The following is a 19,792-nucleotide window of genomic DNA, read 5'->3' on the forward strand; positions in this document are numbered from 1 at the left end:
ATCACTTGCAGTGTATAAGTGGGGAATCTTCTTTCACTTAGGAGGCGGAGATGACCGCGGAGATGACCATCGACCCGATGCTCCACCGGATCGGGCACCACGGGCCCGTGGACGCCGGCCCGGAGACGTTGTCCGCTCTGCACCGGGCCTGGCGGCGGGCCGTGCCGTACGAGAATCTCGACATTCAGCTCGGCAGGCCGATCTCCCTCGAACCGGACGCGCTGTTCGACAAACTCGTGCGGCGCCGGCGCGGCGGCTACTGCTACGAGCAGAACGCGGGCCTGGCCATGCTGTTACGCCTGGCGGGCTTCGAGGTGACGATGGTGGAGGCCGGCGTCCTGCGCGCGGCCCGGGGTGAGGCGATGTGGGGCAACCACAACGCGCTGCTGGTCGATCTCGACGGCCGGCGCTGGCTGGCCGACGCCGGCATCGGGGACGGCTTCGTCGAGCCGCTGCCGCTGCGCGAGGGGCCGCACATCCAGGAGGGCCTGACCTACCGGCTGGAGCGGCTCGACCCGGGCACCTGGCGCTTCCACCACCATCCCGGCGGGACGATCGCCTCCTACGACTTCCGGCTGTCACCGCGTGACATCGCCGACTTCGCCGCCCGCTCGCGGGAACTGTCCACCTCCGCCGAGTCGACGTACGTCACCACCCTCATGGCCGCCCGGCCGGCCGGCGGCTCCACGCTGGTGCTGCTGTCACGCACGCTGCGCCGGTTGGGCGCCGGCGGCAGGACGTCCCGGACCATCGGAGATCTGGACGAGTTCGCCAGAACGCTCTCCACGGACTTCCTCGTCCCGCTCGACGACCTGGGCGAGAGCGGCCTCGCTCGCCTCTGGCACAAGACAGGCACCCAGGACGACCTGTGGCGCACCCGCGTCGGCGACATCCCCTAGATCAGCCACGGCGCAGCCGCCGCCCGGAGCCGGCTGAGCCACTCGGTGCCGAGGCGGCGGCCGTCCGGGAGCTGGTCGTCTCGGTCCCAGCGCCATGCCGTGATCATGGCCAGCACGAGGACGCGGCACGCGCGCAGCAGGGCTTGGTCGACGCCCGGGTACAGCTCGCCGACGCCTTCGGGCGCGTGAGCGAGGTCGAACTCGACAGGCCCGTGGCAACACGTCTCCAGGTCGATGAAGAGCAGCCCGTTCTTCGTGGTGAGCACGTTGCCCGGGTGTGGCTCACCGTGCAGGAGCTGCTCGGCGCCGCCGTGCTCGCCGACCACGCGTCGCAGGCCTCGCAGCGTGCCGCCGAGCAGCTCCCGGTCCGCGTCGGTGAGTCGCGGAGTACGGTCGCGGCTCGCCACGAGCCGCTGAGCCTGCTCGACCCGATCGGTGAAGTGCGGCGCCGGGACGTCGAGCTTGCGCATGCCGGCGTGCAACCGGTCGAGCGCGTCGGCGTAGTCGGCCGGCGGGACCTCGCGATGTGTCACGGGTTCGTAGTAGGTCCACAGCGTGACGACGAAGCCGTCACGCTCATAGACGCGCGGCTCCACCCGAGGATCCAGAGCGGCCACAGGGCTCTCGGATTCGGCGAGCCGTCGAGCGAGCTCGATCTCGAACCGCGCGACCTGTCGCGCCACAGGTGCCACCCGCGCCAGGACGTCACAGGGCAGCAGGCGCAGGGTGAGCTTGCTCGAATTCTGCAGAACGACCGCGTCGTCGGCTGTCAGGCCGAGTGATGAGGCGGTCGACTCGGCCGCGGCCACCGCGCGCGAGAACTCTGACGCCTGCATCGTCGCCCGGCCCTCTCACTCAGACGCTGCCGCACTCTCCAAGCGGGGCGACCCGGGCAAACATACAAGGTGTGCCTCCGGTGACGAACCGGGTTTTCTCACGGCTCGATGACGAGGCGCCGGATGAGCCCGTCGAGGAGGGTGAAGCGGAAACGGAGGTCCACGGTGCCCCCCGGGAAGTCGCCGGCCAGGTGCTGGGTGACCGTGTAGTCGCCGTCGCTCTCGGCGGGCCGCTCGGCGGCGATCGGGGTGATCGTGTACGTGTAGGCGCCGGCGGAATGGTCCGCCCATGCGGCGATGGCGGTGAGGCCGGTATGGGTGTGGCCGTCGTCGACGACCGTGGCGTCGGCGGCGAACAGGCTGAGCTGGGCCGGGATGTCGTCGTGGCGGTGGGCGGCCAGGTAGGCGGTGATGGCGGCGGGCAGGGCGTCCAAGGCGACGGTCTGGGTTGGGTTCATGGCTTGTCCCTCGCGTGTCGATGGTGAGGTCGTGCGGGTGTGCTACTGACTGCTAGAATGAAAGTGACTCACTTCGACAATAGCAGTGACTGCGGGAGGTTCGTCCATGCCGCTCCGGACCAGGCAAGAAGACCGCGAGTGCCCGCTGTCCGCCACTATCGAGCACGTCGGCGAGTGGTGGACGCTGTTGCTGCTGCACGACGCCTTCGACGGCTACACCAGGTTCGACCAGTTCCAGGAGAACCTGCGCATCTCCTCCAGCATGCTCACCAGCCGGCTCAAGGCCCTGGTCGCCGACGGTCTGCTGGAGCGCCGCCCCTACCAGACGAATCCGGTGCGCCACGAGTACGTGCTGACCGAGCTGGGCCGTTCGCTGCGGCCGGTCATCGTCGCGATGGCCGCCTGGGGCAACGCCCGCCTGCCGGCCGAGGAGCGCAGCATGATCCTGGTCGACGCGGCCACCGGTGAGGAGGTCGAGCCGGTCATGATCGACGCCAAGACCGGCCGCCGTCTGGACGACAGCCGTGCGTACGTCTTCACCGCCGGCCCGGCCGCCGGTGCGACCATGCGTGCCCGCTACACCCCGCAGCGACCGTAGAGGAGACCGGAGTGGTCGTGGTCGACGCCGGGACGGGCAGTCGCCTGGACGACGGCCGCGCGTACGTCGTCACCAACGGCCCCGCCGGTGCGCGGTCACCACGTCGTGCGAAAGGGTGATCACGAGCAGAGCAAGCCGTTCACCGTACCCAGCTCGGGATACGCCTGGTGGTATTCGCAGTAGTAATCGCCGGCGTACCACCCACCGGTGATCGTGACGTTCATCCATCCGTCTCCAGACCCCGAGCCCGTGCATCCCTCGCCCCAAACCCGATATCCCAGTGTGGAGGAGAAATACTGGTAGGTTCCGGTGGCACAGGTGTAGTAACCCTCGGCGTGCGCGGCCGGAGCAGGCAGTGAGGTCACTGACAGGACGATTATCGAGGCGGCGGTGGCGAGGCGTCTCATCGACGGAAGCACGATGCCCCTTTCGCTGGAATCGGTGATCCCCTGTGTACCCCCATCGCGTCGCGCCACGATTGCCGCCGTTGTCCACATCCGGCCGCTTTATGATCTTTCATGGAATCTCGCCGGGAGCCGTCCCGCTGTCCGGGCCGATGTCGGCCACTTCGCAGGTTGCCCGTTCCGCCGGGATCTCGGTGAGCCCTGGCATGGCGATCGATCGCGCGCGATAGGTCCTGATCTCACCGGCCCGCCCCCGTCCGCATGCCAACTTTTCCGGTGAAAGGCGCGTCTTATCCTTATGGGACTCTTATTTCGCGGCACCGCCGCAGCCCTCGCTCTTTTCCTCACCGCTAGTCCGGCCACCGCCCACGCCGTGCCGTCGGCCGCCGCCCGGGCTGTGGCGCCGGCCGGTCAGTGGAGTGTCGTCCATGACGACCGCCGCGACTCCTACGACTCGGTGACGGTGACGCCGGGCGGGGCGGTCTGGGTCGCGGGGACCAGGCGCGCGGGTAGCGGGTCGACCGGCGCCGAGCCGCTCCTGTTGAAGCGCGGACAGTCCGCCTTCAAGCGGGTCGCCGGGCCGGGCTTCCGGGTGAGGCGGCTGGCGTCGGCGTCGGACACCAAGGTCTGGGCGTTCGGCGCGTCGCGATACGCCCGGTGGGACGGCAAGCGCTGGCTGGTCAAGCGATGGCCCCACGGCCGGGTCGACCGGGCGGAGTCCATCGGCGAGAACCTGTGGGTCATCGAGAACGCCAACACGTTCCCGTCGGCCGGTAAGGCCGGGTGGAAGGCGCGGTCCACGCTGCGGCGGCTGGCCGGGTCGGTGTGGCGCAAGGTCCCCACGCCGATCGTGGTCAAAGGGCTCGACGGCAGGTGGGCGGCGGGCTCGGCGCGGGGCACGGCGGCTCTGGCCCGCTGGACCGGCACGGCCTGGCAAGCGGTCGAGCTTCCGGCGATCCCGTCCGCGCACCCGGGCCAGATCTCGGAGCTGACGGATGTCGCGGTCGACGGTGAGACCGGCCGCGTGATGGCCGTCGGCTGGGTCGCCTGGCCGTGCGGCGACGCGAAGTCCTCCTTCCGGGGTGAGACGTTGCTGCTGACCGGCTACCTGGGCGACCTGAGCTTCGAGGTCCGCAGCGAACCGGGCATCCAGCCGCGCGCCCAGGCGGAGCCCGACGGCAGAGGCGGGGCCTGGGTCGTCTACGCCAAGGGCGGCGGCAGCGAGTACCTGCACATCGGCCCCGAGAGCGTCGAGCCGGGCGCCTTCCCGGCTCCGCCGAACCGGCGTGCGACCGTCCGTGACCTGGCCTTCCAGCCGGAGAGCGGGGGGCCCACCTGGGCGGTCGGCGGGGCGCCTTCCGGCCGCGACGGTGTGATCTGGACCTACAACCGCTGAGCGAGCCGATGGCGGTACTTCACCTGGAACCAGACGGTCCGGCCGGCGGGGTCGTCGTAGACGTGCCAGCGGTGGGCGAGGGTTTCCACGAGCATGAGGCCCCGGCCGTTCTCGGCGTAGATGTCGCCGCGAACGGCCGGGGCCTTGCTGCTCCCGGCGTCCACGACGTCGACGTGAATGAGGTCGTGGCAGTCGACGATCGCGAGCGTGACCTTTCCGCCGTTTCTTGAGTTGGAATGGATGACGGCATTCGTCACGACTTCGGAGACCAACAGCGTCACGTCGTCGAGAACCGGATGGTCGTGCCCCAGCTTCTCGCGGACGTATTCGCGCGCGAGCCCGACCGACTCGGGAACGCCTAGAAGGTCGATGACGCCCAACAGATTCCCTGTGCGCATGCCGTTCGCCTTTTCTCGTGAAAACTCCGCACCCTTTTGAGGACTTCGCGTCACCAGAATGGCGTCGGGGGGTTACGCTCGGTAGTAGATTCCGCCGACGGCTCGACTACAGTTTCTGTCGATTGGTCGGTCGGCGGATGAATTGCCCTCCCCGAACAGGTAGGTGCGAATTGTCCCCCAGCAAAGAAATAGACCCCCACGAATCCCCGCGCGCGATCTTCGCCTACGAGCTGCGCCGCCATCGGCAGGCCGCGAACCTCACGCAGAAGCAGCTCGGCGCGCGCATCGGATTCTCCGACTCGATGGTCCACCTCGTGGAGCTGGCCAAGAGGCCGCCTTCGCAGCACTTCGCGGAGCTCTGCGACCGGGCCCTCGATCTCGACGGCACCATGGCCCGGCTGCACACCGCGACGACCTGGAAACAGGCGCCGGAGCACTTCCGTCCGTGGTTGGAAGAGGAGCAGGAGGCCACCGCCCTGCGAAGCTGGGAACCCACCATCGTCCCGGGCCTCCTCCAGACGGAGGCCTACGCACGCGAGATCTTCATGGCGTCACCGGGCATCACCGGCGAGGAGGTGGACGAACGGCTCGCGGGCCGCATGCAAAGGCGCGGGATCCTCAACCGTGACAGGCCCCCGGCCGTCCACTTCATCATGGATGAGGCCGTACTACGTCGAGCCGTGGGCGGTACGGCGGTCATGGGGGAGCAACTCAGGTTCTTGCGTGAGATCGCCGAGCACCCTCAGGTAACCATCCAAATCGTTCCGGCCGAGACAGCCGTCCACTGTGGGCTCGTCGGCGGCTTCATCATCGCTGAACGCAGCGGCTCGGCTTACGCGGCTCATGTAGGCGGGCAGCCTTATGGCCGCACCGTAGACGATCGATCCACGATTGCCCGGCTCATCCGCAGATATGACGCGATCAGGGCGGAGGCCGTACCGTTCAGGCAGTCACTCAGGCTCATAGAGAAAGTGGTGAACGACAGTGGCTCATGAATTTCATGGCGCGCACTGGCGCAAGAGCAGCTTCAGCGGAGATGAGGGTGACGACTGCGTCGAGGTCGCCTCGAACCTCCCTGATGTCCGAGCGGTCCGCGACAGTAAGAACCCCTCCGGGCCCGTGCTGGTCGTCGCTCCGGGGGAGTGGAGCGTCTTCCTGAACGGTGTGCGCACCGGAGATCTGAGCGTCTGAGCGGGGCGCCGGGCCGGCCCGTGACGCGGGTCGGCTCGGTGGTCCTTGCCCGGTGAGCCCAGGGGAGCGCATCAACCGATCGGTGGGTTTTTCGGTCAGCCGTATCAGGCGGTGATCATGGCCGGGCGGGCGATTCGGGGCGGGGGGTGGGCGGCCCAAGCTTGGGGCATGGCGGTTATCGAGGTACGAGACCTCTCCAAGAGGTACGGCGGGGTCCAGGTGGTCGACGGGGTGTCCTTCTCGGTGGAGGAGGGCGAGATCTTCGGCATTCTGGGGCCCAACGGGGCGGGCAAGACGACCACGGTGGAGTGCGCCGAGGGGTTGCGGCGGCCCGACTCCGGGTCGATCAGGGTGCTCGGGCTCGACCCGGTCAAGGACCGGCGCGAGCTGAGTCACCGGGTCGGCGTGCAGCTACAGGAGTCGCTGCTGCCGGAGAACATCAAGGTCTGGGAGGCGCTCGACCTGTACGCCTCCTTCTACCGCGCGCCCAAGGACTGGCGGGCGCTGCTGGACGAATGGGGGCTGGCGGACAAGCGCGACGCCAGGTTCAGCAAGCTGTCGGGCGGCCAGAAGCAGCGGCTGTTCATCGCCCTGGCGCTGGTGGGCGACCCCAAGGTGGCCTTCCTGGACGAGCTGACCACGGGGCTGGATCCCGCCGCACGCCGGGTCACCTGGGAGCTGATCAAGCGCGTCCGGGCTGCGGGCGTGACCGTCGTCCTGGTCAGCCACTTCATGGACGAGGTGGAGGAGCTGTGCGACCGGGTCGCGGTGTTCGACCGGGGGAGGATCGTCGCGATGGACACCCCCTCGGGCCTGATCTCGGCCGTGGACGCCGACCAGCAGCTCCGGTTCCGTCCGCTGGCGCCGGTCGACGACGCCACGCTGGCCCGGGTGCCGGGGGTGGTGTCGGTGACCCGCACCGGCGACCGCGTGATCGTCACCGGCCGGGGCGACTTCGCCGGCGCGGTGACCTCCGCCCTGGCCCGTGACCACATCCCCGTGGCCGAGCTGCGAGTCGAGCGGCACACGCTCGACGACGCGTTCGTCGCCCTGACCGGCCGCAACCTCGACACCCAGGAGTCCTGATGACCGGTTTCTCCCGCCTCACCAGGGTCGAGGCGAAGCTGCTGCTCCGCGACCCGGGCGCCCTCTTCAGCATGATCATCCCGCTCTTCATCCTGGTCGTCTTCGGAAGCGGCGCCAGCCGGGGGGACACGGTGCTGCCCTCGATGGCGATGACGATCGGGGTCGGACTGGTGGGGCTCTACATGGTGCCCACCGCCCTGGCCACCTACCGGGAACGGGGCATCCTGCGCAGGATGTCCACCACGCCGGTCAGCCCGGGCGCGCTGCTGAGCGTGCAGCTCGTCCTCCAGCTCCTCTACGCGGCGCTCGCCTCGGCGCTGCTCGTCGCGGTCTCGGTGCTGATCTTCCAGGCGGCCCAGCCCGCCCGCCTCGTCGCGATGACGGCCACCTTCCTGCTCGGCACCACGGCCGTCTTCGCGATCGGCCTGCTCATCGCCTCGATCGCCACGAGCGGGCGCGCCGCCAACGGCGTCGGCGTGCTGCTCTACTTCCCGCTGGCCTTCCTCGGCGGCCTCATGCAGCCCAAGGAGGCCATGCCCGAGCTGCTGGCCACGATCGGCGAGTTCACCCCGCTCGGCCTGTTCCGGCAGGCCATCCACGACGCCTGGAGCGGCGCGGCGACACAACCCATACTTCTTGCAACAATGGCGGCTTATGCGCTTGTTGTCGGTTTGGTCGCGGCTCGGTTCTTCCGTTGGGAGTGAGTCGGCGATGACGCCCGACGACGCCCGTCACGTCGCGGACGGGCAGCTGGCCAGCGGGATGGCCGCCCTCCCGTACCTGGTGCTGGCCGTCTCGGCCGGGCTCACCCTGCTCATCGAGGACACCACGCCGGCCGGCCGGCTCGCCATCCTGGGGCTGACGGCGCTCGCCGCCGGCTGGACGCTGTGGATGGTCACCCTGCACCCCGCCTGGATGGCGAACCCGAAGGCGGCGGGCCTCTACGTCGCCGGGCTGGTGGGGTTCATCGCCGCACTGGGCCTGCTCAGCCCCTGGTTCGCCGGCTTCTACGCCTTCACCGGCTACGTCCACTCCTGGGCCCTGCTGCGCGGCCGATGGCGCGTAGTGGGCGTGGCCGGGACGGCGGCGGCCGCCGTCACCGGCTACTTCGGCGGGCTGCCCGGCCCCGACCCGGCCGTCATCTCCTCCTACCTGCTGTTCATCGTCGCCATCACGGTGCTGGTCGTCCTGGTCAGCCTCTTCGGTGACATCACCGCCGACCAGGGCGCCCGCAGCCGGAAGATGGTGGAGCAGCTCGCCGAGGCCAACGCCCGGCTGGAGGAGACGATGCGCGAGAACTCCGGGCTCCAGGCGCAACTGCTGCTGCAGGCCCGCGAGGCGGGCGTCACCGACGAACGCCAGCGCATGGCACGCGAGATCCACGACACCCTGGCGCAGGGGCTGGCCGGGATCATCACCCAGGTCCAGGCCGCGGCCAAGGCCAAGCACGACCCGGCGGAGTGGCAGCGCCACCTCGACAACGCGGCCCGCCTGGCCAGGGACAGCCTGGCCGAGGCGCGCCGGTCGGTGCACGCCGTGGGCCCGGGGGAGCTGGAGTCCGCCCGCCTGCCGGAGGCGCTGGCGGAGGTGACCAAGCGGTGGGAGGGCATCCACGGCGTCCGCGTCGAGTTCGCCACGACCGGCGACGCCCGGCCGCTGCACCCGGAGGTGGAGGTCACCCTGCTGCGCGTGGCGCAGGAGGCCCTCGCCAACGTGGGCAAGCACGCCGGGGCAGCCAGGGTCGGCGTCACCGTGTCGTACATGGACGACGTCGTCACACTGGACGTACGCGACGACGGTGCCGGGTTCGTCCCGGGCGCCGACAGCGGGGGGTTCGGCATGACGTCCATGCGGCAACGCGTGACCAGGCTGGCGGGCACCTTCGAGGTGGAGTCGGAGCCCGGCGGCGGCGCCGCCGTCTCCGCCACGATCCCGGTGGGGACCGCCGTCTCCGCCACGATCCCTGCGGGGGAGGCGAAGTGACCGAGACCACGCTGCGGCTGATCGTCGTCGACGACCATCCCATCGTCCGCGACGGCCTGTGCGGCATGTTCGCCGGCGAGCCGGGGTTCGAGGTGGTCGGCGTGGCAGGTGACGGCGCGCGGGCCGTCGGCCTCGCCGAGGAGCTGCGGCCCGACGTGATCCTGATGGACCTGCGCATGCCGGGCACCGACGGCGTCACCGCGATCCGGCTGCTGGCCGAGCGCGGCAACACGGCGAGGATCCTCGTGCTGACCACCTACGACACCGACAGCGACGTGCTGCCGGCCATCGAGGCGGGCGCCACCGGCTACCTGCTGAAGGACGCCCTGCCCGAGGAGCTGATCCGCGCCGTGCGGGCCGCCGCCCGAGGCGAGGCGGTGCTGTCCCCCTCGGTCGCCACCCGCCTGATCGGTCAGGTGCGCGCCCCGTCCTCCCCGCTGAGCGCCAGGGAACTGGAGGTCCTCGCCCTCATCGCCCGAGGCTCCACCAACCGCGAGGCCGCCTCCCGCCTGTTCATCAGCGAGGCCACCGTGAAGAGCCACCTGCTGCACATCTACGCCAAACTCGGCGTCAAAGACCGCGCCGCCGCCGTCGCGACGGCCTTCGAGCGCGGCCTGTTCGACCGCTCCTGACGGGCCCGGCGGTGGCATCCTGTGCGGATGCGACGAGTAACCGTTCTGGGCAGTTGTGGGGCCTTTCCGGAGCCGGGGCGGGCCTGTAGTGGGTTCGCGGTGGACTGGGATGGATACCGGTTGCTGCTCGACCTGGGTTACGCCACGCTGCCGCGGCTGCTCGCACATTGGCCGGACGGCGCGGTGGACGCCGTCGTCGTCACCCACGAGCACCTGGAGGCCGGCGGGGTCGCCCTGGCCTACACCGGCGACACCGGCCCCACCCCCGCGCTGGCCGAACTCGGCCGCGACGCCGACCTGTTCATCGTCGAGGCCACCGACCGCGACGGCGAGACCGACCGCCCCACCCGCAACCTGCTGACCTCCGCGGAGGCCGGTCACTGGGCCCGCCGCGCGGGCGCCCGCCGGCTGATGCTCACCCACTTCTGGCCGGGCAACGACCGTGCCGCCTCCATGGCCGCCGCCCGCGAGGAGTTCGGCGGTGAGGTGCTGGCGGCCGAGGAAGGACTCCACGTCACGCTGGGCGATACGGGCGCCACGACTCGGCAGGAGCCAGGTCACACCGCTCCGGTCGGCTCCCCACAGGAGGACGTCTGACAGCACCTCCATGGACACGCCGAACGGCACCGGCCCAAGGCGATGTCAGGGAGGAGGAGGTCGATCATTCAGGCCGGACTTCTGGTGTTCGCGTGCTCGGCGGCAAGGAGCGCGGCCTCTCGGTGTTGGGTGGGCGACACGTCGTAGCTGGCGCGGAATGCCCGGGTGAAGGAGGGTGCGTCGGTGAACCCCCAGCGGCGTGCGATGACGTACACCGCCTGGGAGCGCAGAGCCGGGTCGGCCAGGTCGCGGTGACAGCGGGCGAGGCGGCGTTGCCGTATCCAGGCGGCCACGGGCAGATCCTCGAGCTGGAACAGCCGGTTGAGCTGGCGGAGGGAGATGCCGTGCGCCTCCGCGATCATCTGCGGCGTCAGACGCGAGTCGCCGAGGTTGCCGGCGATGAACGCGCGGATCCGCAGAAGTAACCCGTGATGGCGCGTCTCAGGGGGGATCGGCACATCGCCCGCCATGTGTCCCAGAAGGACGGACAGCAGGTCGACCAGCGCACCGCTGAGCCGGTTGTGGCCCGGAGCCTCCGGGCCCGGGGGAAGTGTCGCCCGGGTTATCAGACAGGAGAGGACGTCGCCGAGGCCGTCGCCGTCGCCGATGTTGGTGCCCAGAAGCGGTTCGATCTTCTTCGGCGGAAGCGGGACATGCGTCTTCGGGATCGCGACCAGCACCTTCTGGGCCCAGAGCGTCGGTGGGATCATGTGGGCGCTGAAAGGATTCGAGGAGTCGTAGATGACCAGGTCTCCCGCGCTCACCCCCACTTCCCTGCCTGCGTGGGCCAGCCCCAGTTCTCCTCGTTGTACGAGTGCCAGGAAGTACAGCTCGGGATCGCCGCGGCGGATGAGCTCAGAAGATCGCTTAGCGGTCAGGGCCGAACAGGTGACCATGCTGACCTGCACCGGCCCATGCGCGCGCAGTCGCATCGACGCGTGGAAGTCTTCTCGGTGCTCGGACTCCATCGTGGTCGGGATGAGCGACGTGGCGGTCAGCTCACACCAGCCGGCAAACCGCTCGCGCACGGGAAGGGCGCCGGTGTTGAAGATCATGTCTGGCAACGGGAGCCTGCCTGTTTCTATGAGAGCCTGCCTGTCTTCCTGTTCAGACGGTTCACCGTCAGCTGTGAGGTGAATCTCAATGGTGTCCTTTCTTCCCGCCGGTCGGTCTACTCGCCTTTCCTTAAACGACTGGATGCGGGGTCTCGGCACGCCTTAGAGGATCTTGTGTCAAGAATATCGGCTGGTGCGAGTTATGAGGAGATAATTTTTATTGGAAGTCAGAAGGATGGCGAGAAGTCGCCATCCTTGATCTGCGTCCGCGACGTGTACGCCCTCTTGTGAAGTTTGCGTGCTTTGTCGGTCTAATCGCACGGTGGCAGCGCATACCGTTTTAAGCGCTTATGCGGTACTGAAAATCGAGGTTGACTGCAGGGCTGCTGCAACGAGTAACCGTTTGGGTAGTTGTGGTAGTTTCTCGAGCCGAGTCGTTCGTGCGGCGGATTCGCGGTGGACTTCACGCTCAACGATGCGGGGGGACGGCACGGCCGTCCCGAGACCAGGGCTCAGCCCGGAGTGCTCACGGGCGGGGCGGGCGTCGAGGCGGGAACTGGTGGAGAAGCGCCCCGAGCTATCCAGGCTGGAAGACCAGCCTTCGCCGCAGGGGCCGCCGAAGATCGAGTCAGAGGGGCAGCACCTTGTCGCACGCACCCTCGACGGTGGGGTCATGGGTCGCGACGACGACGGCCGAGCCGCCAGCGGCCATGCCGCGGAGTACATCGACCACCATGTCGGTGTTCCGGGCGTCGAGCGCTCCGGTGGGCTCGTCCGCCACTACGATCACCGGCCGCTTCACCAGGAGTCGGGCGAGCGCGACCCGTTGCTGCTCGCCGCCGCTGAGGCGGTACACCTTCTCCGCGGCCCGCCCTTCGAGGCCGACTCGTTCCAGAGCGGTCTCAAGGGTGCCGCGTGCTGCTCGGCCAGGCCGGGGACGCACAACCACCTCCAGGTTGGCGCGGACCGTGGCGTTCTCGATGAGCGCGTAGTTCTGGAACAGGTAGCCGAGGGTGTCGCGCCGGAACCGGCGGGCCGCCCCGGATCTGAACTCGGTGACGTCCACCCCGTCGACCAGAATCTCCCCGTCGTCCACGGACTCCAACAGCCCCAGGCAGTTGAGAAGCGTGGACTTGCCGGCGCCGCTGGGCCCCGTCAGCGCGAGCATCCGGCCACGTTCGACGGTGAAGGAGAGGTCGCGCCACAACGTGCGCGTGCCGAAGGACTTCGCGACCCCCCTCACCTGGATCAAGACCTCCGGCCGCCCGTCCTCGACCCTGTGACCGTCGTGCGCCACGACATGATCGGGCATCGGGTTCTCCTTCTGTTGCGGTGCCTCATTGGTGGGTGACATCGATCTAGGCCGCGGCCGTCCCCTCCCGGACGATTCGTCGATGGAAGGCCGTCAACACGCCCAGAACCATGAGCACCCCGAGCCCGGTCATCCCTCCGGCGAGGATCGTCTCCCATGCTTCGGGCGGTTGGAGGCGGGGTGGGGCGGGAAGTCCCGCCGCCGTGTACATGGCCATCTCCCGCCTGACATCCCAGGCCTGCCAGGCGGTCCATGCGAGGGGAAGCATCAGCAGCAGCGACTCGGCGCCGAGGAGCGCGCGGTAGGTGGCGGCGAACCTCCACCCGCTGATGTGCTTGACGAACACGGCCTGGGCGTTCTTGCGGGCGTAGACGATGCTGACTCCTATGCCGGCGACGAGAAGCACAATCAGTGCCACGACGAGAGCGGCCACGCTGAGACGGAACTCGTGGACCGCCTTGCGGTACTCGTCGGCGAACTGCTCGGCGACCGAGGTCAGCGCCACCACCATCCCGCCCAGCTCGGGGTCGCGCAAGGCTTCGCGCACGTGCTGGGAGTCCTTGAAGACGACCTCGTCATGGCTGGCCGACGCGGTGTAGGCGTCGTCGGACACGATGGCCGAGCCATTGGGGATGACCACCAGGACGGGGTCCGCCAGCACTGAGTGCTTCCGCCCGAGGCGCTCGAACGCGCCGTAGGTGAACACCGCCTGCCCCGGTCTCGCTGGCAGCGTGTCGATCGCGATTCGCGCCGTCGCCTCGTCTCCGGGGCTCAGCTCCTCCAGGACCGCCGCTCTGATCGAGGGGGCGTAAGGCGCCAGAGGCGCTGGCACGATGAAGCGCAGCCTTTCCTCGTTGCGTGGCCACGGTCCATGAGGACGTCCCGCGGGGTCCAGGACGGGCTGTTCTGCGAGGAAGGTCTGATTGACGATCAGCACGTTGGGGACCTGGGGCACCTTCTGGGGGGCGAGGGAGGGATGCAGAAGGATGATCTTTCCGTCCCTGTCGGCCTGCCGGATCCACCGTCCTACTTTCGCGACGACCTCCTCTTCCGCCTCGCGCGTGAAACTCCCGCCGAGCCGGATGGTGCTGGCGTCGCCGACCTCGGCGTACGCCTCCCGGCCGTCCTGACGATCCAGGACCTCCTGCCCCGCGTGGACACAACTCAGGCCGACGACGAACGCCAGAAGAATCGCCGGCCCTCTGACAAGGTAGGCGCAGACCATCGTCGACCGGGCCGCCAACTCTCCTTTGAGGGTCCGAAGGATGGCGGTCTGGAATGTCAGGCCGATCGCCACCGCGTGTGTGGCGATCGCCAGCAGGCCGAGCGTGCTCCAGACCCCGGCGGCCGTGAGGGCGAACAGGGTAAACCGGTCCAACCCATTGTAGAAGCCGAGAAAAATAAGCGAAGCCGCCGTCACCACCCCGAAAGTGGAGAGCCAGAACGTCGCGAGCTGCCGCATGTCGCGCGCCAATATCTCGCTGAAAGACATTCCACACAGGCGCAGCACCCCATACGCCTTGGAGTTCAGCAGGACACAGGAGCCGACCGTGACCATGACCGACAGCCCGACGGTGAGGAAAATCAGTGACAGCGCACCGGCGCCGACGTATGCGATCAGTCCAGCGAGCCCAGGCTCCGGGGTGATCTCACTCGTGAGGCCGAGACGCACGAAGGCGCCATGGAGCGCCTGTCCCGCCTCTGGCGGGCCGAAGACCTGGTAGAAACCCCGTGGATCCCGGCCGGTGATCTCGCCGATCCGGTGAACGACCGTCCGCATGTCCCTGCTGAAAGCGGGAAATCCCTCCGTCGGCCATGCCGCGGACGACGATTCCGGGTCGCCCACGACGAGATACAGATGGCGGCGGGAATCGGGATGCCGGAGGTCCGGGATCATGCGCGCCACGGTGGCTCCGTGCGCGCGAGCGACCGTCGTCACCGTCTCGACGACCTGAGGAGCCGGCACGTTCGCGGCGTCCGTCACCCAGACGGTGGCCGACTGACCGCTCAGCCCCCACTCCTCGGCGCTCTTCACTCCGAAAAAGGAAAGCACGCCGGCGAACACGAGAAGTGTCGCGTGGGCGTACTTCATCCCGCGATGCAGCATCGATCAGCCGGTTCCCGTCACTCGGTAACGCGTCGTTGGGTCATATGACGGCGTGAATTGTGTGAACCGCCGGGAGTAGGCGGTCGTTCATCGCCACCTACTCCCGGCAGTCCGGACCCCGACCGGAATCGTCGGAGTGTCGCCGTGCGGATCAGCAGGTGTTCCGCCAGTAGGATTTGTTGCCGAAGGACGCCTTCGGAATGTTCACCTCGGACCAGTATCCGGCCGCGATCAACCAGTCTCGCTGGTAATACGCCCCCTGTGCCGACGAACCGTGACACTTGGTGTCGTGGAAGTAGTCCGACCATACGTCGGCGGCGTTGACGCCGTAGGTCCAGGTGCCGCCGCCCACGTACTCGGTCGCGAAGGTCGTGACCGGCGAGTCGGCTGACGAGCTGTGCGAGACCGATCCGGACTCGGGCTCGGCGACGGCCGCGTTGGCGCCCGTTACGAAGACGGCACTCGTCAAGGCCGCGCCGACCCCGATGAGAAGAAGACGACTGAAGACTGTCATGGATATCCTTTCGTGAACACAGGAGAGTTCCCCGGGTGATGAAGGGGTATCGAGGAGCGGAATGGTTCGGAAGGATGACGTCCTTGTTCGGGGGTGTCACCTTCGATCGGTTTCAGTTTCCGATGCGGTCCTCTCTGACGTGAACGACTCGCCGGTACGTTCTCGAGTCTGAGGTGGGGCGAGGAGAAAGTCGTTGACTCTTCAGGCCGGGTTTCTTGCGTATGTGTGCCCGGCGGCCCGAGCGTGGCTCGTCGGTGCAGGCGGGGTGACATGACGTAACCGCCAGGGGTGCGCGAGACCTTGATTTGTAGCGTTCGCTACATGTAGCGTTCGCTACATGAGTGCTGAAGATGCCGAACGGGTGCTCTCCGAATGGGCCGCCAACGTCGCCCGCCGGGACGACCTCGTGCGTGCGGCCAACGCCGCGGGCGTCAGCAAGCACCGCATCCACACCCTGACCGGCATCGCCCGCACGACCATCGATCGCATCCTCGTGGAGCGCCCCATGAGCAGGTACGACCTCGCCCGCCAGGTCTTCCACAGCCTCGGCGACCGTGTCGAGGACTACGACGTCGACGCCATCGTTACGGAGATCCGCGCCACCTACGGCGACATCCGCGACATCCGGAAGTTCCCCCGTGAGGAATACGAGGACATCGTCCGGCGCCACGGCATCTCCCCGACCTGAGCGGCCACGGCGCGCCCGAACCGGCTGAGTCGTAGGTCCGTGCCCGGCCGGCTCGGCCCGTCGCGGGCAAGCACGTGGGGAGAAGACTCCTGATCTGCGGCGGGAGATGCTGGGGGTGGGTGGCCCCGGCATCGGCCCCCGGCCCGGCGCCCGGCTGACGGGCTTGTTCCTCCGGGCCGTGTCCCGCTCTCGGCACCAGGAGAAGGTGATTCCGACGCCCCCCACCATCCGGCTCCGGCGCGCCCGGACGAGCCGTGCCCCGGCGGGGTGGCGATGAGCCCCCGCGCGGGCCGGGAGCGCCGCGTCAACCCGTGGCTGGCGCTGCTCGTGCTGTGCGTGGCCAACTTCCTGATCCTGCTGGACAGCACCATCGTCAACATCGCCGCGCCCGACATGATGACCACGCTCGACGCGGGCATCGACGAGGTGCTGTGGGTGCTCAACGGCTACCTGCTGGCGTTCGCCTCGCTGCTGATCCTGTTCGGGCGGCTGGGCGACGTGTTCGGGCCGCGCGCGGTGTTCGTCGCCGGGCTCGGGGTGTTCACGGTGGCCTCGGCGCTGTGCGGGCTGTCGCAGACGCCCGAGCTGCTGATCGCCGCCCGGGTGCTCCAGGGGGTGGGGGCGGCGGCGCTGCTGCCGCAGGCCATCACGCTCATCTCGGCGATCTTCCCGGCCGAGCGGCGCGGCGCCGCCTTCGGCATCTTCGCCGCCGTGGCCGGGGTGGCCTCGGTGAGCGGGCCGACGCTCGGCGGGCTGCTCGTCACCCACCTGGGCTGGCAGTCGATCTTCTGGCTGAACGTGCCGGTCGCGCTGGCCGGCGCGGCGCTGGCCTTCCGCTTCGTCCCGGCGCTGCGGCCCCGGGCGCCGCACCGTTTCGACGTCCCCGGCGTGCTGCTCGCGACGGGCGCCCTGTCGGCGCTGGTCTACGCCCTGGTGGAGGGGCAGCGTCACGGCTGGGGCACGGTGGCCGGCCCGGTGACCATCCCGGGGATCTTCGTGACGGCGGTCGTGCTGGGCGTGCTGTTCGTCCTGTGGGAGCGGCGCCACCCCGAGCCGCTGCTGCCGCTGGCGCTGTTCCGCAACCGTAACTACACCATCGCGACGCTGATCACGCTGATCGTGTCGTTCGCGCTGTACGGGCTGATGCTCGTGCTCGTCATCGAGACGCAGACCGTGCTCGGCATGAGCCCGCTGATGTCCGGCGTCGCCGGGCTGCCGCTCACCGTCGCGCTGTCGGCGCTCGCCCCGGTGGCCGGACGCCTGGCCGACCGCATCGGCGGCCGGATCCCGCTGGTGGCCGGGCTGACCCTGTACGGGGCCGGCCTGCTCGCCGTGGCGTTCGTACCGACCACCTCCTCCACCGCCCTGACCTACGTCGCGCCGCTGCTCGTGGTCGGCGTCGGGCTCGGCCTCGCCTTCGCGCCCGCGACGACCGAGGCCATGCGCGACATCGTCCCCGCGCAGGTCGGGGCCGCCTCGGGCGTGCTGAACACCGCCCGCCAGGTCGGCGCCGCGCTCGGCGCCGCCGTGATCGGAGCCGTGCTGCAGAACAGGCTCGTCGAGGCCCTGTTCCACGAGGCGCGCGAGCGCGCGCCGTCCCTCCCGCCGGAGGCCCGCGAGCCGTACGTGACCGGCTTCGCCGACGCGGCGGCGCGCGGCCTCGGCATGGGCGGCGGCCAGAGCGGCGGCGTCGCCCCGCCCGCCGGGCTCGCCCCGGACGTGGCGGAGCGCTTCGCCCGGCTGGCCCACGACGCCTTCGCCGAGGCGTTCATGCTCGCGGCCCGCCCCGCGCTGACCGGCGCCGCCGCGGTCGTGCTCGCCGGCGCGGTGCTCGCCGTCTTCATCACCCGCCGCGCCCGCCCCGCGCCCGCCGAAGCCGTCCCGGCGACGCCGCGGACCGCGCCCGCGCGATATCCGGCGCATTCCGCCGCATTCACCGGGGGCGGAACGGAAAGCACGCGCGGAGAAGACATGGGAACGGGCCGGGAGGATGCTTGAGTGGGCGGCCACGACATCATCCCCGATGACGTCGTCCACGAGCCGGAAACCTTCTGTTCCCGCGTTTCGCAGCGTCGAACCGGCACGCAGAGCGAGTGATTCAGACGCCTCGACCCATTGAATTCCGAGTGACAGGAGAGAAGCGTGTCCGAACTGGATGACGTGCTCAGGGACCTGACCGCCGAGGGCGACGAGCTGGACCGCCTTGTGTCGAGTCTGGACCCCGAGCAGTGGCGGCTGCCCACCCCGGCCCCGGGCTGGACGATCCACGACCAGATCGCCCACCTTTCCTTCATCTTCCGCCTGGCCGGCGCGGCCGCCTCCGACCCCGAGAAGTTCAAGGCGCTGGCCACCGGCGCCGAGGAGGACTTCGAGGGCGCGGTCAACGCCGCTCTCGGAAGCTACGCCGACGACTCGCCCGAGGTGCTGCTCGGCCGCTGGCGCGCCGAGCGCGCCGCCGTGGTGCAGGCACTCGCCGCCGTGCCCGCCGGGCAGGTGGTGCCCTGGCTGGTCAACCCGCTGCCGCCGATCATTCTGGCGTGCGCGGGCATCATGGAGCAGTTCGCCCACGGGCAGGACATCGCCGACGCCGTCGGCGCCGAGCTGGAGCGCACCGACCGCCTCGCGCACCTGGTCGTCTTCGCCGTCCTGACCAGGGACTTCGGCTACCTGGCCCGCGACCTCACGCCGCCGGCCACCGAGTTCCGCTTCGAGCTGACCTCCCCGTCGGGCGAGCTGTGGGCGTTCGGCCCTGAGGACTCCGAGCAGCGGATCTCCGGCCCCGCCGTGGACTTCTGCCTGCTCGCCACCCGCCGTCGCCACCGCGACGACCTCGCGCTCACCGCCACGGGGGACGAGGCCGACCACTGGATGGACATCGCCCAGTGCTACCGCGGCCCCGCGGGAGCGGGACGGGCGCCCGGCCAGTTCGCGCCCGTCGCGGTCTAGGCCGCCCGGGACTTCGGAACCCCTCCTTGAAGCCTCACGACCCCACCGGCCCGTCGCGCCGGTGGGGTCGTTCCCATGCCGTCGCCCAGCCCCGATCCGCACGGCGGCGGGGGCCGGACGCGGGCGCGGGACGCCCTTTCACCGGCGCACCCGAAAACACGGAGACCTGTTCGGCGCGTTGGCAGGAACCTGTTACACCCGGACAACTTGCTGACTTTAGTTTTCCTGATTTCGCCGCCGTGGAGGGCGCACAGTCGTAGGTGAGAGAACGACTTCATCGACATCAGGAATAGAAAGGCAGCGATCGACATGGTAATCGTGATGGCCGCGGACGCCACGCAGGCCGATATTCAGGCGGTAGTGGAACTCGTGCAGCTCGTGGGCGGCGAGGCTTTCGTCAGCCGGGGAGTCAGCCGCATCATCATCGGCCTGGTCGGCGACATCGACGAGTTCGCGTCGCTGAACCTCGGCGGCATGCGCGGAGTCAGCCAGGTCACCCGCATCACGGTGAAGTACAAGCTCGTCAGCCGCGAGCACCACCCAGAGAGGTCGACGGTGCGGGTGGGCGGGGTGCCGATCGGTCCGGAGACGGTGACGCTGGTGGCCGGGCCGTGTGCGGTGGAGACGCATGACCAGACGCTGGCGGCGGCGCGGATGGCCAAGGCGGCGGGGGCGACGTTGTTGCGTGGGGG

General features: G+C 69.4%; 20 protein-coding genes and 1 pseudogene. 14 read left to right on the forward strand and 7 right to left on the reverse strand.

From position 1 onward, the window contains the following. The first annotated feature begins 50 nt into the window (after positions 1-50). A complete protein-coding gene (locus PYR91_RS23455) occupies positions 51-899 on the forward strand; it encodes an arylamine N-acetyltransferase (protein ID WP_279782820.1) in 849 nt (282 codons plus the stop codon). Here the strand turns inward: PYR91_RS23455 and PYR91_RS23460 are convergent. Continuing rightward, positions 896-1,735 (reverse strand): aminoglycoside phosphotransferase family protein, encoded by an 840-nt coding sequence (locus PYR91_RS23460; RefSeq protein ID WP_279782822.1) that lies wholly within the window; start codon positions 1,733-1,735, stop codon positions 896-898. The two genes, PYR91_RS23455 and PYR91_RS23460, sit on opposite strands and share 4 nt — an antisense overlap. 98 nt (positions 1,736-1,833) lie before the next feature. After that, a complete protein-coding gene (locus tag PYR91_RS23465; RefSeq protein WP_279782824.1) occupies positions 1,834-2,193 on the reverse strand; it encodes a nuclear transport factor 2 family protein in 360 nt (119 codons plus the stop codon). A 106-nt stretch (positions 2,194-2,299) separates the two neighbouring features. Between PYR91_RS23465 and PYR91_RS23470 the strand changes: the two genes are divergently transcribed. Together PYR91_RS23470 and PYR91_RS23475 are read left to right on the forward strand one after the other, a co-directional pair. Further along, positions 2,300-2,791, forward strand: a complete 492-nt coding sequence (locus PYR91_RS23470) for a helix-turn-helix domain-containing protein (protein WP_279782826.1) — start codon at positions 2,300-2,302, stop codon at positions 2,789-2,791. A gap of 702 nt (positions 2,792-3,493) precedes the next feature. Next, entirely contained in the window at positions 3,494-4,591 is a 1,098-nt protein-coding gene (locus tag PYR91_RS23475; RefSeq protein ID WP_279782828.1) for a hypothetical protein, read from the forward strand. On the opposite strand, the gene PYR91_RS23480 is transcribed toward PYR91_RS23475, so the two are convergent. Further along, positions 4,579-4,971 carry an ATP-binding protein gene (locus PYR91_RS23480; protein WP_279782830.1) on the reverse strand — a complete coding sequence of 131 codons (393 nt, stop codon included), beginning with the start codon at positions 4,969-4,971 and terminating at the stop codon, positions 4,579-4,581. The two genes, PYR91_RS23475 and PYR91_RS23480, sit on opposite strands and share 13 nt — an antisense overlap. Before the next feature lie 188 nt (positions 4,972-5,159). Here PYR91_RS23480 and PYR91_RS23485 point away from each other — a divergent pair, with 188 nt between their 5' ends. From PYR91_RS23485 to PYR91_RS23515, 7 genes are all read left to right on the forward strand, one after another. Further along, on the forward strand, positions 5,160-5,984 hold the full coding sequence (locus PYR91_RS23485) for a helix-turn-helix transcriptional regulator (protein ID WP_279782832.1): 825 nt from the start codon (positions 5,160-5,162) through the stop codon (positions 5,982-5,984). Continuing rightward, the gene (locus PYR91_RS23490; RefSeq protein WP_279782834.1) at positions 5,974-6,180 is read left to right on the forward strand and encodes a DUF397 domain-containing protein; all 207 of its coding nucleotides are present in this window, start codon (positions 5,974-5,976) and stop codon (positions 6,178-6,180) included. The genes PYR91_RS23485 and PYR91_RS23490 overlap by 11 nt, the downstream gene beginning before the upstream one ends. A 168-nt stretch (positions 6,181-6,348) precedes the next feature. Continuing rightward, positions 6,349-7,266, forward strand: a complete 918-nt coding sequence (locus tag PYR91_RS23495; protein WP_279782835.1) for an ABC transporter ATP-binding protein — start codon at positions 6,349-6,351, stop codon at positions 7,264-7,266. Beyond that, the gene (locus PYR91_RS23500; RefSeq protein ID WP_279782837.1) at positions 7,266-7,970 is read left to right on the forward strand and encodes an ABC transporter permease; all 705 of its coding nucleotides are present in this window, start codon (positions 7,266-7,268) and stop codon (positions 7,968-7,970) included. The genes PYR91_RS23495 and PYR91_RS23500 overlap by 1 nt, the downstream gene beginning before the upstream one ends. A gap of 7 nt (positions 7,971-7,977) precedes the next feature. Beyond that, positions 7,978-9,249 carry a sensor histidine kinase gene (locus tag PYR91_RS23505; protein ID WP_279782839.1) on the forward strand — a complete coding sequence of 424 codons (1,272 nt, stop codon included), beginning with the start codon at positions 7,978-7,980 and terminating at the stop codon, positions 9,247-9,249. After that, complete coding sequence (locus PYR91_RS23510) at positions 9,246-9,881, forward strand: response regulator transcription factor (protein ID WP_279782842.1); 636 nt, start codon at positions 9,246-9,248, stop codon at positions 9,879-9,881. The genes PYR91_RS23505 and PYR91_RS23510 overlap by 4 nt, the downstream gene beginning before the upstream one ends. A 99-nt stretch (positions 9,882-9,980) precedes the next feature. Further along, positions 9,981-10,478 carry an MBL fold metallo-hydrolase gene (locus tag PYR91_RS23515; protein WP_279782843.1) on the forward strand — a complete coding sequence of 166 codons (498 nt, stop codon included), beginning with the start codon at positions 9,981-9,983 and terminating at the stop codon, positions 10,476-10,478. Positions 10,479-10,546: 68 nt separating this feature from the next. Here the strand turns inward: PYR91_RS23515 and PYR91_RS23520 are convergent, their stop codons facing one another. From PYR91_RS23520 to PYR91_RS23535, 4 genes are all read right to left on the reverse strand, one after another. After that, positions 10,547-11,533, reverse strand: a complete 987-nt coding sequence (locus PYR91_RS23520; RefSeq protein WP_279782845.1) for a helix-turn-helix domain-containing protein — start codon at positions 11,531-11,533, stop codon at positions 10,547-10,549. A 628-nt stretch (positions 11,534-12,161) separates the two neighbouring features. Further along, complete coding sequence (locus tag PYR91_RS23525) at positions 12,162-12,785, reverse strand: ATP-binding cassette domain-containing protein (RefSeq protein ID WP_279782874.1); 624 nt, start codon at positions 12,783-12,785, stop codon at positions 12,162-12,164. A gap of 106 nt (positions 12,786-12,891) precedes the next feature. Then, a complete protein-coding gene (locus PYR91_RS23530; protein WP_279782847.1) occupies positions 12,892-14,937 on the reverse strand; it encodes a hypothetical protein in 2,046 nt (681 codons plus the stop codon). 166 nt (positions 14,938-15,103) lie between these two features. After that, on the reverse strand, positions 15,104-15,466 hold the full coding sequence (locus PYR91_RS23535) for a lactococcin 972 family bacteriocin (protein WP_279782848.1): 363 nt from the start codon (positions 15,464-15,466) through the stop codon (positions 15,104-15,106). A gap of 337 nt (positions 15,467-15,803) precedes the next feature. Here PYR91_RS23535 and PYR91_RS23540 point away from each other — a divergent pair, with 337 nt between their 5' ends. The 4 genes and pseudogenes from PYR91_RS23540 to PYR91_RS23555 all read left to right on the forward strand — a co-directional run. Further along, positions 15,804-16,154 (forward strand): hypothetical protein, encoded by a 351-nt coding sequence (locus tag PYR91_RS23540; RefSeq protein WP_279782850.1) that lies wholly within the window; start codon positions 15,804-15,806, stop codon positions 16,152-16,154. A gap of 273 nt (positions 16,155-16,427) precedes the next feature. Continuing rightward, a complete protein-coding gene (locus tag PYR91_RS23545; RefSeq protein ID WP_279782852.1) occupies positions 16,428-18,152 on the forward strand; it encodes a DHA2 family efflux MFS transporter permease subunit in 1,725 nt (574 codons plus the stop codon). Positions 18,153-18,296: 144 nt separating this feature from the next. Continuing rightward, a complete protein-coding gene (locus tag PYR91_RS23550) occupies positions 18,297-19,100 on the forward strand; it encodes a TIGR03084 family metal-binding protein (protein WP_279782853.1) in 804 nt (267 codons plus the stop codon). 309 nt (positions 19,101-19,409) lie between these two features. Beyond that, a pseudogene (locus PYR91_RS23555) lies at positions 19,410-19,792 on the forward strand (3-deoxy-7-phosphoheptulonate synthase); the annotation flags it as partial.

The sequence above is a fragment of the Sphaerisporangium sp. TRM90804 genome (assembly GCF_029846175.1).
Classification (GTDB): domain Bacteria; phylum Actinomycetota; class Actinomycetes; order Streptosporangiales; family Streptosporangiaceae; genus Sphaerisporangium.